At 40.3% G+C, this 14245-nt stretch carries 14 protein-coding genes; 7 read left to right on the top strand and 7 right to left on the bottom strand.

What is annotated here, in order from left to right; genetic code table 11:
* Positions 1–16: 16 nt before the first annotated feature.
* From KPF51_RS03605 to ribE, 5 genes are read right to left on the bottom strand one after another with little or no spacing between them, the layout of a single operon-like run.
* On the bottom strand, positions 17–658 hold the full coding sequence (locus tag KPF51_RS03605; RefSeq protein ID WP_005726691.1) for a homoserine/threonine efflux transporter: 642 nt from the start codon (positions 656–658) through the stop codon (positions 17–19).
* An 8-nt stretch (positions 659–666) separates the two neighbouring features.
* On the bottom strand, positions 667–1152 hold the full coding sequence (locus KPF51_RS03600) for a phosphatidylglycerophosphatase A (protein WP_005726693.1): 486 nt from the start codon (positions 1150–1152) through the stop codon (positions 667–669).
* A 9-nt stretch (positions 1153–1161) separates the two neighbouring features.
* Complete coding sequence (thiL, locus tag KPF51_RS03595; RefSeq protein WP_005716408.1) at positions 1162–2154, bottom strand: thiamine-phosphate kinase; 993 nt, start codon at positions 2152–2154, stop codon at positions 1162–1164.
* 16 nt (positions 2155–2170) lie between these two features.
* Positions 2171–2605, bottom strand: a complete 435-nt coding sequence (gene nusB / locus KPF51_RS03590; protein WP_005726695.1) for a transcription antitermination factor NusB — start codon at positions 2603–2605, stop codon at positions 2171–2173.
* A gap of 5 nt (positions 2606–2610) precedes the next feature.
* Positions 2611–3084 carry a 6,7-dimethyl-8-ribityllumazine synthase gene (gene ribE / locus KPF51_RS03585; RefSeq protein WP_005716415.1) on the bottom strand — a complete coding sequence of 158 codons (474 nt, stop codon included), beginning with the start codon at positions 3082–3084 and terminating at the stop codon, positions 2611–2613.
* A gap of 213 nt (positions 3085–3297) precedes the next feature.
* On the opposite strand from ribE, the gene KPF51_RS03580 reads away from it, so the two are divergent.
* On the top strand, positions 3298–4509 hold the full coding sequence (locus KPF51_RS03580) for an aromatic amino acid transport family protein (RefSeq protein ID WP_005726696.1): 1212 nt from the start codon (positions 3298–3300) through the stop codon (positions 4507–4509).
* A 43-nt stretch (positions 4510–4552) separates the two neighbouring features.
* Here the strand turns inward: KPF51_RS03580 and KPF51_RS03575 are convergent, their stop codons facing one another.
* Positions 4553–5215: an NAD(P)H-dependent oxidoreductase gene (locus tag KPF51_RS03575; RefSeq protein WP_005756809.1), complete on the bottom strand. Its 663-nt coding sequence runs from the start codon at positions 5213–5215 to the stop codon at positions 4553–4555.
* A gap of 221 nt (positions 5216–5436) precedes the next feature.
* On the opposite strand from KPF51_RS03575, the gene KPF51_RS03570 reads away from it, so the two are divergent.
* Positions 5437–6816, top strand: coding sequence for a Do family serine endopeptidase (locus KPF51_RS03570; protein ID WP_005726701.1), 1380 nt, complete (start codon positions 5437–5439; stop codon positions 6814–6816).
* Between the two features lie 97 nt (positions 6817–6913).
* Here KPF51_RS03570 and KPF51_RS03565 read toward each other — a convergent pair whose 3' ends face one another.
* Positions 6914–8341, bottom strand: a complete 1428-nt coding sequence (locus tag KPF51_RS03565; protein WP_005754146.1) for a YdgA family protein — start codon at positions 8339–8341, stop codon at positions 6914–6916.
* A gap of 353 nt (positions 8342–8694) precedes the next feature.
* Between KPF51_RS03565 and dnaK the strand changes: the two genes are divergently transcribed.
* The 5 genes from dnaK to dnaJ all read left to right on the top strand — a co-directional run bounded on the left by dnaK (position 8695) and on the right by dnaJ (position 14160).
* The gene (gene dnaK, locus KPF51_RS03560; protein WP_014326075.1) at positions 8695–10599 is read left to right on the top strand and encodes a molecular chaperone DnaK; all 1905 of its coding nucleotides are present in this window, start codon (positions 8695–8697) and stop codon (positions 10597–10599) included.
* Positions 10600–10722: 123 nt separating this feature from the next.
* A complete protein-coding gene (locus KPF51_RS03555; RefSeq protein WP_005726708.1) occupies positions 10723–11121 on the top strand; it encodes a GyrI-like domain-containing protein in 399 nt (132 codons plus the stop codon).
* Between the two features lie 73 nt (positions 11122–11194).
* On the top strand, positions 11195–12463 hold the full coding sequence (locus KPF51_RS03550) for an O-acetylhomoserine aminocarboxypropyltransferase/cysteine synthase family protein (protein ID WP_061406129.1): 1269 nt from the start codon (positions 11195–11197) through the stop codon (positions 12461–12463).
* 54 nt (positions 12464–12517) lie between these two features.
* Entirely contained in the window at positions 12518–12994 is a 477-nt protein-coding gene (locus KPF51_RS03545; RefSeq protein WP_231102455.1) for a DUF6622 family protein, read from the top strand.
* 47 nt (positions 12995–13041) lie between these two features.
* Positions 13042–14160 carry a molecular chaperone DnaJ gene (gene dnaJ / locus KPF51_RS03540; RefSeq protein ID WP_005751556.1) on the top strand — a complete coding sequence of 373 codons (1119 nt, stop codon included), beginning with the start codon at positions 13042–13044 and terminating at the stop codon, positions 14158–14160.
* The last annotated feature ends 85 nt before the right edge of the window (positions 14161–14245 follow it).

Here is a 14245-nt window from a genome sequence, read left to right as displayed (position 1 = left end):
GACCACCACAATGGCATCATTTCGAGATAAGTGGGGTCATTTCCCCGATACCACTATACATTAAATACACACCAAACAGCAGAAAAATCACACCTGAAAGATGATCAATATATCGGCTATATTGACTATAAAACTGCTTTGCCTGTTGACGTGAAAAAACAATTGAAATGGCATAAAAATACAGGAAAGTTTCCAATACAATGATCAAAAGTGCGCTCCAGATCTGCCATGTTTGGGTTAAATTAACTAAAACCAAAGACATCACACTAGCAAAGTAAATCACCGCTTTAGCATTAGATAAATTCACTAAAAGCCCTTTGGTGATTTCTTTTTTGATGCTGGTCTGTTTATTTTGTTCTTGTTCAGAAACTGGCTCGAAAACCACATTTTGTTGACTTTTTAACATAAGGTAACCCAAGTAAGCTAAATACCCACCGCCTAAAGTCATGACTAATCCCTGTAAAACAGGAACTGTATTAAATAATATGGCTAAACCCAAAATAGAGGCTAATGCCCAAAACAACACCCCTAACGTAATACCAATCACGGCACAAACTGCATTACGACGTGAATTACTGGCAGCTAATCGACTGACATAAAAAAAGTCGGGTCCTGGCGTGATTAAACCGAAAAAATGTACAATAATGAGATTTAACATCACCTATCCTAAAACCAGAGACGTAAAATAAAAATCACCAATACTGCATAAATTGCCGCAAGTATATCATCTAACATAATGCCAAACCCGCTTTCTAATTTATGATCAAAATAGCGTATTGGATAAGGTTTGAGAATATCAAAGAAACGAAACAGAATAAACGCAGTCAGACACCAGAAAGGCGATAAGTTGGGAAGTGCGAGCAAGACAACGAAAATCCCCACAATTTCATCCCAAACAATCGCCCCATGATCATGCACTCCCATGTCTTCTGCGGTTTTCTGGCAAAGATAACACCCTAGAGCAAAACAAAGTGCGGTGAAAAGAAAGAAAAAACTGAGGTTCAAGTACTGTAATAATCCCCACCCAAGCATTAAACCAACCATACTCCCCCATGTTCCCGGTGCAGGACGAATTAACCCGGCGCCAAAGCCGAGGGCGAGAAAATGAATGGGATTGCTTAATTTAAGCTGTTGAAGCGGGGTTTTTAGCATAAGCTCATCTTATTTGAAATGATCAAAACCCGATTGAATAGTGATATCAATCGGATTTCCATCGCGTTGAAATTTGATGCGTTTTTTATTTTGTGGACTAATCGCACGAACTTGTCCAACACAAGTATAATCCACGCCGATATAAGCTAACGCACGCTCTAATTTCGCTTTATTACTGTCGGGTACCGTAAAACAAAGCTCATAATCCTCACCACCACTTAACGCAAAGGTTTCTGCTTGTTCAACACCAAAAACATTCACTAAAGAAGAAGAAAGCGGTAATTTATCCAACTCAATCACCGCACCACATTGGCTACGTGTAAGAATATGATCTAAATCGGCCAAAAAACCATCTGAGATATCAATTGCCGCATTGGCTAAAGAAGAGACAGCTAATTCTAAACCGAGTAAAACACGCGGTGTAGGACGAAGATGACGTTGGATAAGAAATTCATGATCGGAGTTAAGTGGTGTCTGTTGACTTAACAATAACGATAAACCGGCTGCACTGTCACCTAAGGTACCAGAAACATAGATCCAATCCCCCACGCTCGCACTATGACGACATAAACCTTTTCCTTTCGGAATAATACCATGTGCGGTTATCGTCACAGACAAGGGACCTTTCGTGGTATCTCCACCGATTAAATCCACATTATAGTGATCTAACACATCAAAAAAACTTTGACTAAAATCACTTAACCACTGAGCATCGACATCGGGTAAAGTTAACGCCAACGAAACCCAAGCCGGCTCAGCGCCCATGGCAGCAAGATCACTTAAATTCGTGACAGCGGCTTTATAAGCTAAATCTGCTGCATGCATACTCGGTAGAAAATGTGTATTTTCTACCATAGTATCGGTTGTAATGACTAAACGTTGATTTTGACGTAATTCTGTAATGGCACAATCGTCCCCAATAGACAAAATCACATCTTTACGCGCGGTGCGTTTTGACGCGGTGAAATAACGTTGAATTATGTCAAATTCGCCATGACTCATTCTTCACCTATGCTACTTATTTGCGTGATAACACCGGTGCGACTTTATCTAATACGCCATTGACATATTTATGACTGTCTTCTGCACCAAATACTTTTGCCACTTCAATTGCTTCATTAATGACAACTTTATAGGGCACGTCTAATTCAAATTTAAGCTCATAGACCGCAAGGCGTAAAATGGCTTTTTCAATCGGATCAAGTTCACTGACCTCACGATCCAAATATGGCATCATAATATTATCTACTGCATCGACATTTTCTGCGGTTTGGCGGAAAAGGCGACGGAAATAAGCTGTATCGACACCTTTTAAATCCTGTTCTGCCATAAAATTAAGCTCAATTTCCGCAGGGGAATTTTGTGACACATACCAAGAATATAACGCTTGTACTGCACATTCTCTCGCACGACGACGTGGCGAGATTTTTTTCTCATGTTTTTGTTCTGTCATCTGAATTACGCCGCGTCAATTTGCGCTAATAAATTTACCATTTCTAAAGCAACTAACGCAGCTTCCGCCCCTTTATTCCCCGCTTTGGTGCCAGCTCGCTCAATTGCTTGCTCAATGTTCTCTGTGGTTAATACGCCAAACGCAACGGGAATATCTGCATTCATTGCTACTTGACCTAATCCACTGCTAGCCTCACCCGCCACATACTCAAAATGCGCGGTGCCACCACGAATAACGGTTCCTAATGCTACAATCCCATCGTATTTTTTACTTTCTGCTAAACGGCGAGCCACTAACGGTAATTCATACGCGCCCGGCACACGAACTAACGTAATATTTTCTTCTTTGACTTGTCCGAGACGTTTTAACGCATCTAATGCACCTTCAAGTAAACTTTCATTAATAAAGCTATTAAAGCGCGCAATCACGACCGCAATTTTGGCATTTGGCGCTGCCACGGCACCTTCTAATACTTTCATATTCTTTCCTAATCTAAAATTAATGGGTAAAATCGGTTGCGAATTTTAGCATAAAATTTTTCTTCGTTCAGTAGTTATCTTTCTATTGAGTGTCATCCTATTTAAACAGCAGCTGTAAAATAATAATAACACTGTAAAAAAATGGTTACATTCAGTGTTTTTTTCCGTTAGAATGCGGTTTGCTTATTCATTTACGTTTTTTGAGAGTAATTTATGAAAAATAAAACCTTTGGAAGCGCATTATTAGTTGCGGGAACCACCATCGGTGCCGGCATGCTTGCTATGCCATTAACCTCGGCCGAAATGGGCTTTACTTACACGTTAATTCTATTATTTATCCTATGGGGACTGCTCTCTTATAGTGCGTTACTTTTTGTTGAAGTTTACCAAAAAGCAGAAACCAAAAATGCCGGAATCGCTACCCTTGCGGAACAATATTTTGGCTTACCGGGACGTATTTTAGCTACCTTATCACTTGTCGTTTTTATGTACGCGATTTTATCAGCTTATGTCACAGGGGGCGGTTCACTTTTAGCCGGTGTCCTTCCTTTTTTAGGTGAGCATGCCACACCAATTTCTATCGTTTCTTTCACGATTGTCCTTGGGGTATTTATTGTGATCAGTACAGGCGCAGTAGATATGCTCACACGCTTCCTATTTATGATTAAGTTAGTGGCTTTTGTGTTTGTCTTATTGATGATGTTACCTTTGGTCAATGGCGATAACTTACTGGCAATGCCATTAAAAGATTTTTTAATTATTTCTGCCAGTCCCGTATTTTTTACCTCTTTTGGTTTCCATGTCATCATTCCAAGTATTAACAGCTATTTAGACGGCAATATTCGTCGTTTACGTATTGCAATTATTACGGGGACAGCGATTCCTTTAGTGGCTTACATTATTTGGCAATTAGCCACTCATGGTGTTTTCCCACAAGCCCAGTTCGTACAAATTTTAAATACTGACCCTACTTTAAATGGTTTAATCACGGCGACTTACCAAGCCACAGAAAGCGCTATTATCAGCCATGCGATGCGTTTATTCTTTACCTTAGCACTGATTACTTCTTTCTTAGGTGTCGCGTTATCTTTATTCGATTGTTTATACGATTTACTTAAACGAGTAAAAATCAAAACAAACCGTGTGTCGCTAGGTTTACTTACCTTCTTACCCCCATTAATTTTTGCGTTGTTCTACCCTGAGGGTTTTGTCATGGCATTAGGTTATGCGGGGCAAATGTTTACCTTTTACGGTTTAGTATTACCTGTTGGCATGGCATGGCGTGCTAGAAAACGTTATCCGGATCTACCATATCGTGTCATGGGAGGCAACCTTACCTTATTCGGTGCCTTAATCTTAGGTATCTTGATTATGAATGTGCCTTTCTTAATCAAAGCCGGTTATCTCCCTGCTGTTATTGGTTAATTCACATAAGTGAAAGGCGAACCATTGAGGTTCGCCTTTTACTTTATTTCAACCAAGTCGTTATTTCCGTTAAAGGCTTACGTGATTTTGCTTTGACTTCTTTCGCTCGATAACCAAATGTTACCGCAACAGACACACCATATTCATTCGGATCAAATGCGCCAGTTTGACTTAATAATTGATTCACCGCGCAATAATCAAACCCTTCGACAGGACAAGAATCAATACCTATCATTGCCGCCCCTGTCATCATGTTGGCGAGGGCAATATAGGTTTGTTTACACGCCCAATCAAATAAAGTCCGCTCATTGTCTAATACTTGAATATCATCACGCTGAAAACGTTCATAAATGGCAAGGGCTTTTTGCATCTGTGTTTCTGTTAATCCTCGTTTAGCGAGAATATCGTGGAAATAAGGCGAATCATAACGGGCATGCTTTTTCGCTAAAATAAAGACAAGGTGACTAGCGTCGTCTAATTGCGTTTGCATTCCCCAACTGACTGCTTTTAATTGCTCACGTAACTGACGATCTTGTACTACCAGAAAATGCCACGGTTCTGATCCAACGGAACTTGGCGATAAACGGCCTAATTCAAGAATATAGTGAAAATCCTCTTCGCTGACTTTTTTATTTGGATCATAACGGCGTATTGCACTACGGAAATGAAACGCACTCAGGACTTGTTGTTTCGTGTGTTGGCTCATGACATGACTCCTTAATCAATAACCAAGAAAAACGTACTCGGACAGCACGCTAACAAGAAAAATCACAACTATCATAACATGCTTCTCTTTATCCTGCCGCAATCTTGCCTAAGTTAAAATTTTTCAGCTCGTCGAACATTTCCTCATTTTCTTTGTCTTATGTGATACCTAAATCATTCGACTCGGTTTAGTGTGTTTGAAATTTATTGGAGAAAATAACAATGAAAAAAAGACGTTTTCTATTAACAAGTATTGCACTCGGATTAAGCATTTTATCGACGCCGATGATAAGTCAAGCGTCCTTACCAACTCATGTTGACGGTCAGCAAGTACCTAGCCTCGCCCCCATGTTAGAAAAAGTCTTACCTGCGGTGGTTTCCATTTCTGTGGAAGGAAAAGCCAAGAATCATGGCGGTGCACCATTTCAAGGTATTCCTGAAGAATTTCGCTTTTTCTTTGGTCCCGATGTTTTCAATGATCGTGCCCCACGTAATTTCCGTGGTATCGGTTCAGGCGTCATCATTAACGCTGAAAAAGGTTATGTGTTAACGAATAATCACGTCATTGACAGTGCAGATAAAATCACCGTGCAGTTACAAGATGGTCGAGAGTTAAGCGCAAAAGTGATTGGTACTGATGAATTATCTGATGTTGCACTGATTCAAATTGAAAAACCCAAAAATTTGACCGCACTAACGATTGCTGATTCCGATAAACTCCGCGTGGGTGATTTTACTGTAGCTATTGGTAATCCTTTTGGCTTGGGACAAACCGTGACATCTGGTATCGTCTCTGCCTTAGGTCGTTCAACGGGTTCAGATAACGGTACGTATGAAAACTATATCCAAACTGATGCCGCAGTAAACCGCGGAAATTCAGGAGGTCCTTTAATCAACCTACAAGGAGAGCTAATTGGTATTAATACTGCGATTATTTCACCAAGTGGGGGAAATGCCGGCATTGCTTTTGCAATTCCAAGTAATATGGCAAATAACTTAGTACAACAAATTTTAGAATTCGGTGAAGTACGTCGTGGCATGCTAGGCATTAAAGGCGGTGAGCTCAACGCGGATCTGGCAAAAGCTTTTGATATTGAAGCTCAACAAGGAGCATTTGTAAGTGAAGTCTTGCCTAATTCTGCAGCAGAAAAAGCCGGTTTAAAAGCAGGTGATGTCATTGTCGCGATGAATGGTCAGAAAATTTCCAGTTTTGCTGAAATGCGAGCGAAGATCGCGACATCTGGTGCAGGGAAAGAAATTGCTCTCACCTATCTACGCGACGGTAAAACACATCAAACAAAAGTCACATTACAATCAGATGATCAGACTCAAGCCGATGCAAGTCACTTATTACCGGCATTAGCTGGGGCTGAGATGAGCAATCATGATGATAAAGGCGTCAAAGGCGTACTCATCACGAGTGTGACACCTAAATCGCTTGCAGAACAACGTGGTTTGAAAAAGGGCGATGTCATCATTGGGGTGAACCGTCAAAAAGTAGAAAATTTAGGTCAACTGCGTAAAATTTTAGATGCAAAACCTTCGGCGATTGCTCTAAATATTGTGCGTGGCAATACGAATTTCTATCTTCTTATTCAATAACTCGAGTACAAAATAAATCAGGGGATACACAATTGTATCCCCTCTATTTTTAGCGTGCGGAAAAAAACGAAAAAAGTCACCGCACTTTTACCAATAACTAATATCCCATCCCTAAGAAAAAGAGTACCACCATCATTAAGATTTGTTCTTCTGGAATTGGTTGTCCATTTAATTTAAGTGCATCGTTTTCGAGTAACAACCCTAAATTAATCGTTTTTTCATTCTCCACAAAAACGCCTTGATTAATCGTCTCCGCAAAGGTTTCTTCCATTATTTGTGTCGCGCTTAACATGGCTTCTTCTTTGTTTTTACCTTGCGCTTCTTCTGTCATGGCTAACAGTTTGATCATAGCGTCTTTACTTAAATCGACATTCACCGCCAATTGCTTAAATAGCGATAAGACTTTACCTTGCTCTAACATGTCGACATCGCCATTTGCCATTTCCACCACAAGATTTGCTTTCAGATCGCCCCCATCCGTCGTGAGTTTGAATGGCTCAATCTGTAATAATGGCTGGTTCTTTAAAATGGTTTTGGCTAATGCTTGAATTTGATCATCTGGTAACGCTTCATGTTCTGCTGTTTTTTCCACTATGTCGAAAAGGGTATTCATCGTATTCCCTTCAACATGCGCTAATTTTACCCCAGCCTGAAACTCACCCACAGACTTGCCATTGACTAACATTTCTGGGGCTTTAGTGAACACGTTATAGTCAACAAAAGCATCATTCTTTTGTGTATTAATATCTAATGACATGTTTCGGTATTCAACATTAAACTCTCTCATGTCTTGCTCAGAAAGTGAGAGACGGAAACTGTCCACTTCCATGGTTTGTTTACCTAATGGAATATGTTCCCACTCAGAATGTTTTAAATCACTTTTTGCTTTAATATTATTCAATTCAACCAATGTTTTAGCGTTATTATCATCACTCTCAAATAGGAATTTCAATCCATCAATATTCGCGTCAGATTGTCCCACACCTTCGGCGGTAAGCTTATTAAAGTTAACATCAACGCCTTTCCAAACAATATCAACATCGCTGAATGCTAATTTTGCAGGTGCAATTTTAGCCTGTCCTGTAAAAGTAGAATCAAAACCGACTTTAATTTTACTTTCAAAAGGATTCTGCCCTTGTGCATAATCAAACCAAGCTTGCGTATCTTCATTTTTGACAATGCGATCATGGGTTGAAAATAAAATAGGCACTAAATCAAAATGCGTAATACGATCTAATGGGAAAGGTCCATGATATACCGTACTTTCAAAAGGAATTTTGAAGCTCATATCAGGAAAGGCAGCAACAAAATCATAAGTAACGTTTGAACTAAAAATGCCGCGTTCAATTTTTAAATTGTCGAATTTCACTTCGCTCCCTGGTTTTGCACCAACAAACTTCGCATTAATTAAATCTAAACGCTGTTGCGCACTTTCTTCCACTGATTTTCCGGTATACCATGCACTCCCCGTCCAAACAGCCCCTAACGCAACAATAACACCTAATGCAACTAATGATTTTTTCATAAATAAATTTCCTAAATTAACGATGTGATGAAAGCACTCAATTTACCACAAATCCAAATTGTATAAAATATCTTCTTTTCTATCTGCTTAGTTTATAGAAATAAATTTATCCACCCATTTCCTCAAATAAATTTTTCATTTCCTCTTGAACTTTCACTTTTTACCCTTATTTACAACACGACAAGCTGATTTAACAATGTTGTTCTTTCTCAAATTGAGTGAATAAACACCATGATGAAATTCAAAAAATTTTATTTTGTCACTTGAAATATGAAATTTCGTCCTTACTTTGAGAAAGCAAATCGAATGATTCACTATTAACGAATTTACAAGTTTATTTTAGGAGAAACAAAATGGGAAAAATTATTGGTATTGACTTAGGTACAACTAACTCTTGTGTTGCTGTGATGGATGGCGATAAACCACGTGTGATTGAAAACGCAGAAGGTGATCGCACAACCCCATCAATTATTGCTTATACGCAAGATAACGAAACCTTAGTCGGTCAACCGGCAAAACGTCAAGCCGTCACAAACCCGAAAAATACACTATTTGCGATCAAACGTTTAATTGGTCGTCGTTTCCAAGATGAAGAAGTGCAACGTGATGTAAGCATCATGCCATTTGAAATTGTCGCGGCTGATAACGGCGACGCATGGGTTGGTGTGAAAGGTGAAAAAATGGCACCACCACAAATCTCTGCGGAAGTATTGAAAAAAATGAAGAAAACGGCAGAAGATTTCTTAGGTGAGCCTGTTACTGAAGCGGTTATCACGGTACCTGCTTATTTCAACGATGCACAACGTCAAGCGACCAAAGATGCCGGTCGTATCGCAGGATTAGAAGTTAAACGTATTATCAACGAACCGACTGCAGCTGCCCTTGCCTATGGTTTAGATAAAGGTCAAGGTAACAAAACTATCGCAGTTTATGACTTAGGGGGCGGTACATTCGACTTATCTATCATTGAGATCGATGAAGTCGGTGGTGAAAAAACGTTCGAAGTATTATCTACCAACGGGGATACGCACTTAGGGGGTGAAGACTTCGATAACCGTGTGATCAACTACTTAGTCGATGAGTTCAAAAAAGAACAAGGTGTGGACTTACGTAACGATCCATTAGCAATGCAACGTTTGAAAGAAGCGGGTGAAAAAGCCAAAATTGAACTGTCTTCTGCACAACAAACCGATGTCAATCTTCCATACATCACTGCAGATGCGACTGGACCAAAACACTTAAACATTAAATTAACCCGTGCAAAACTAGAATCATTAGTTGAGGATTTAGTGTCTCGCTCATTAGAGCCAGTGAAAATTGCCTTAGCTGATGCTGGTTTAAGCGTATCGCAAATTGATGATGTCATCCTTGTTGGTGGTCAAACCCGTATGCCACTTGTACAACAAAAAGTGGAAGCTTTCTTTGGTAAAGCGCCTCGTAAAGACGTGAACCCTGATGAAGCAGTGGCAATTGGTGCTGCAGTACAAGGCGGTGTGTTAGCCGGTGATGTCAAAGATGTCTTGTTATTAGACGTTACCCCACTTTCATTAGGTATCGAAACCATGGGTGGCGTGATGACAACCTTGATTGAGAAAAACACTACGATTCCAACGAAGAAATCACAAGTGTTCTCAACGGCAGAAGATAACCAAAGTGCAGTAACTATCCACGTACTTCAAGGTGAGCGTAAACGTGCGGCAGACAACAAATCTTTAGGTCAATTCAACCTAGAAGGGATCAACCCAGCACCACGCGGTATGCCACAAATTGAAGTGACTTTCGACATCGATGCGGACGGTATCATCCACGTTTCTGCGAAAGATAAAGGCACAAACAAAGAGCAAAAAATCACGATTAAAGCCTCTTCAGGTTTAACCGATGAAGAAATTCAACAAATGGTACGTGATGCAGAAGCGAACGCCGAAGCAGACCGTAAATTTGAAGAATTAGTGCAAGCCCGTAACCAAGCGGATCATTTAGTTCACGGCACTCGCAAACAATTAAGCGAAGTGGGCGATAAATTATCTGCTGAAGATAAAGCACCAATCGAAAAAGCGGTTGCAGAATTAGAAACTGCAGCGAAAGGTGAAGATAAAGCGGAAATCGAAGCGAAAGTACAAGCATTAATTCAAGTATCTGAAAAATTAATGCAAGCTGCACAACCACAACCAGAAGCGCAAGCACAGCAAGCGCAAAGCGGTAAGTCAAATGATGATGTGGTGGATGCAGAATTTGAAGAAGTGAAAGACAACAAATAATTTCACTCCTCACAAAAAATCGAAGGGCGTAGCGATACGCCCTTTCGGTGTATTGATTCATCCTCATTTTTCCTCACTTTATTTTTCTCAAGTAAAGTGAGGAAAAACAATCTGGAGGAAAAAATGGCTTTAACACTCTACCCCATTGTGCAACAACGCTTGAATAACAAGATTGCCCATGAGATTATCCCTGCCCTGTGGCAAAACACGCTCAAGCAATTACCACAAGATCAGGATTGTTATGGGATTTATTTCAATTATGCGGGCGATCACCAAGCGGATTATGATTTTGCGATTGCGAGTAGTGCTGTTTTAAAAACAGATTTTCCCACGATTGACATTGAGGATTTGAATGTTTACGAAGTTTTTCGTTGTAAAACGGATGAAATTTATCAAACGTGGCAACTGATCTGGAAAAAAGAACAACAAGGTTTACTTAAACGGGCTTATTCGGTGGATTTTGAAAAATACTACCCTGATGGTTTGGTAGAAATTTACATCGCTGTTGTACCACATTGTTAAGCCAAAAGTGTGTTCAATATTTTATAAAAAATGACCGCACTTTGCTCCCCAAAACAAACTCAAGGAAAACACAATGGAATTTGCAACAAAATGTCTACATGCCGGTTATACACCGAAAAATGGTGAGCCTCGTGTTCAACCGATCGTACAAAGTACCACTTTTACTTACGATTCCGCCGAAGAAATTGGTAAGTTATTTGATTTACAAGCGGCTGGCTATTTTTACACCCGCCTTTCAAATCCTACTACCAATGCGGCAGAAGAAAAAATTACCGCACTTGAAGGCGGTGTAGCAACCATGTGTACCGCATCAGGGCAAGCAGCCGTGTTTTACGCGATGCTCAATATTTTACAAGCCGGTGATCACTTTATTTCTTCATCGTATGTTTATGGTGGTAGCTACAACTTATTTGCGCATACCTTCAAAAAAATGGGAATTGAGGTCACTTTTGTGGATCAAGATTTACCTCTTGAGGAATTAAAAAAAGCTATTCGCCCAAATACGAAAGCCATTTTTGCCGAAACTATTGCCAATCCCGCATTACGCGTGTTGGATATTGAAAAGTTTGTTGCACTTGCGAAGGCAGCACAAGCCCCTTTATTAGTTGACAATACTTTTGCAACCCCGTATTTTTGTCGCCCTATCGAATTTGGTGCTAACGTGGTAATTCATAGTACGTCAAAATATTTAGATGGGCATGCGATTGCGTTGGGAGGTTCGATCACAGATGGCGGGAATTTTGATTGGAATAATGGCAAATTCCCACAATTAAGCACACCTGATCAAACCTATCACGGTTTGGTTTATACCGAAACCTTTGGTCCAGCAGCTTATATTGTCAAAGCCCGTGTACAATTAATGCGTGATTTAGGTGCCACACCGGCACCACAAAATAGTTTCTTGCTCAATGTGGGCATGGAAACCCTTGCACTGCGTATGCAACGTCATTATGAAAATGCACAAGCGGTCGCCGAATTTTTAGAAAATCATCCACAAGTGGCAAAAGTGAGTTATCCGGGCTTGGCAAGTTCACCTGATCATGCACTAAAACAAAAATATTTACCAAACGGTTTATGTGGTGTGATTTCCTTTGAAATTAAAGGGGGAAGAGAAACTGCAGCAAAATGGCTGAATGCGCTACAACTGGCTTCTCGTGAAGTCCATGTAGCGGATATTCGCACTTGTGCTTTACATCCGGCGACGTCAACACACCGTCAATTAAGTGAGGTTGAATTAGAAAAAGTGGGGATTTCTGCGGGTTTAATTCGTCTTTCTTGCGGTATTGAAAGTATCCAAGATATTTTGGCTGACTTAGAACAAGCATTCCACGCGGCAAAATAAATGTCATTAAGGCAGGCAATCTTGCCTGCCTGTTTGAATAACACAGGGGATAGCATGGCGATTGTAACAAATACCCCTATTTGGGTTTGGTGCGTTTTGCTTTGTTTACTCTACGTTGGCAGTAAACAAAGCAAAACACGTCAAATAAAACCTTATAAATTAACATTCTTGCCCTTGATATTTCTGCCTATAGTCATCATGTCTATAATGCAAAGTCATCACCCGCTTATCTCAGGTTTCGGATTCATTGTTGGCTTGGCGCTAGGTCTATTTTTAGGGTGGATAATTTGGAAGGATGCCCCTTTGTTACTAAGACAAGGGCAACAGTGGATACAAAGAGGAAGTTATCTTCCGCTTATCCTGTACTTATTCATTTTTATTTTTAGGTATGTTGTTGGCGTGGCACAACATACTCAACAAACAATAACAAAAACAGAATTCTTTAATTTTATTATTGGATTACCTACAGGGATTGGGCTTGGTGCGTTATTTGCGATTCTTTTATTTCGTCAACGACCAACCACCCACTAAAATATAATCATTGTTATTTGATATCTTAAACGGAAAACTGAAACATTATGGCAAAAAAAGATTATTACGACGTTCTTGGTGTTGAACGTGGTGCGGATGAAAAAGAAATTAAACGTGCTTATAAAAAATTGGCGATGAAATATCATCCAGACCGCACCCAAGGCAACAAAGAGCTGGAAGAAAAATTTAAAGAAATCCAAGAAGCCTACGAAGTCTTAAGCGACAAACAAAAACGGGCGAACTATGATCAATACGGTCATGCTGCCTTTGAACAAGGTGGCTTCGGTGGCGGTGGCTTTAGTGGTGCTGATTTCGGGGATATTTTTGGTGATATGTTCGGGGATATTTTTGGTGGTGGTCGTGCTCGCCAACGCGTCGTGCGTGGTGATGACTTGCGCTACGATCTTGAAATCAGCTTAGAAGAAGCGGTACGTGGTACGACGAAAGATATTCAAATCAATACCCTTGCCCATTGTGACAGCTGTGATGGTTCGGGTGCTGAGAAAGGCTCAAAAGTAGAAACTTGCTCAACTTGTCATGGCGCAGGGCGTGTACGTCGTCAGCAAGGTTTCTTTGTGACTGAACAAGTCTGTCCTAGCTGTCATGGTTCGGGCAAAAAGATTGAGAAACCGTGTAAATCCTGTCATGGTGATGGACGTGTTCACAAGAAGAAAAATCTTTCAGTGAAAATTCCAGCGGGTGTCGATACAGGTAATCAATTACGCTTATCAGGCGAAGGAGCGGCAGGTGAAAATGGCGCACCAAATGGTGATCTATATGTCGTTATCCATGTACGAGATCATCATATTTTCGAACGTGATGGTAGCAATCTGTATTGTGAAGTGCCTATTAGTTTCACAATGGCAGCTTTAGGTGGAGAAATTGAAGTGCCAACCTTAGATGGTCGTGTCAAACTCAAAATCCCTGCAGAAACACAAACAGGCAAACTATTCCGTATGCGTGGTAAAGGTGTTACTTCTGCACGTAGTGCTTACGCAGGCGATCTCATCTGTAAAATTATTGTTGAGACACCTGTTAAACTCAATGAGGAACAAAAAGCATTATTACGTCAATTAGAAGAAAGTTTAGAAGGTTCTAGTAACAAACCGAAATCCTCTAGTTTCTTTGATGGCGTTAAGAAATTCTTTGATAACTTAGGCAAATAAGTTGAATAAAACACACTCCCCTGTTTTGCCTCCAAAAGGAGAAATACAGACAGGATAACCTCTTAAGCCCTGTATCATGCAGGGC

It is taken from the genome of Pasteurella sp. XG20 (genome assembly GCF_018968665.1).
In the GTDB taxonomy this organism is placed as follows: Bacteria; Pseudomonadota; Gammaproteobacteria; order Enterobacterales; family Pasteurellaceae; genus Pasteurella; species Pasteurella multocida.
The sequence above is the reverse complement of the archived record's forward strand: the minus strand, read 5'-3'. Positions and strand labels throughout refer to the sequence as shown.

Excerpts from the sequence above, each read along its gene's own strand:
- KPF51_RS03605 (WP_005726691.1), bottom strand. The coding sequence starts at position 658 with ATGTTAAATCTCATTATTGTACATTTTTTCGGTTTAATCACGCCAGGA.
- KPF51_RS03600 (WP_005726693.1), bottom strand. The coding sequence starts at position 1,152 with ATGCTAAAAACCCCGCTTCAACAGCTTAAATTAAGCAATCCCATTCAT.
- thiL (WP_005716408.1), bottom strand. The coding sequence starts at position 2,154 with ATGAGTCATGGCGAATTTGACATAATTCAACGTTATTTCACCGCGTCA.
- nusB (WP_005726695.1), bottom strand. The coding sequence starts at position 2,605 with ATGACAGAACAAAAACATGAGAAAAAAATCTCGCCACGTCGTCGTGCG.
- ribE (WP_005716415.1), bottom strand. The coding sequence starts at position 3,084 with ATGAAAGTATTAGAAGGTGCCGTGGCAGCGCCAAATGCCAAAATTGCG.
- KPF51_RS03580 (WP_005726696.1), top strand. The coding sequence starts at position 3,298 with ATGAAAAATAAAACCTTTGGAAGCGCATTATTAGTTGCGGGAACCACC.
- KPF51_RS03575 (WP_005756809.1), bottom strand. The coding sequence starts at position 5,215 with ATGAGCCAACACACGAAACAACAAGTCCTGAGTGCGTTTCATTTCCGT.
- KPF51_RS03570 (WP_005726701.1), top strand. The coding sequence starts at position 5,437 with ATGAAAAAAAGACGTTTTCTATTAACAAGTATTGCACTCGGATTAAGC.
- KPF51_RS03565 (WP_005754146.1), bottom strand. The coding sequence starts at position 8,341 with ATGAAAAAATCATTAGTTGCATTAGGTGTTATTGTTGCGTTAGGGGCT.
- dnaK (WP_014326075.1), top strand. The coding sequence starts at position 8,695 with ATGGGAAAAATTATTGGTATTGACTTAGGTACAACTAACTCTTGTGTT.
- KPF51_RS03555 (WP_005726708.1), top strand. The coding sequence starts at position 10,723 with ATGGCTTTAACACTCTACCCCATTGTGCAACAACGCTTGAATAACAAG.
- KPF51_RS03550 (WP_061406129.1), top strand. The coding sequence starts at position 11,195 with ATGGAATTTGCAACAAAATGTCTACATGCCGGTTATACACCGAAAAAT.
- KPF51_RS03545 (WP_231102455.1), top strand. The coding sequence starts at position 12,518 with ATGGCGATTGTAACAAATACCCCTATTTGGGTTTGGTGCGTTTTGCTT.
- dnaJ (WP_005751556.1), top strand. The coding sequence starts at position 13,042 with ATGGCAAAAAAAGATTATTACGACGTTCTTGGTGTTGAACGTGGTGCG.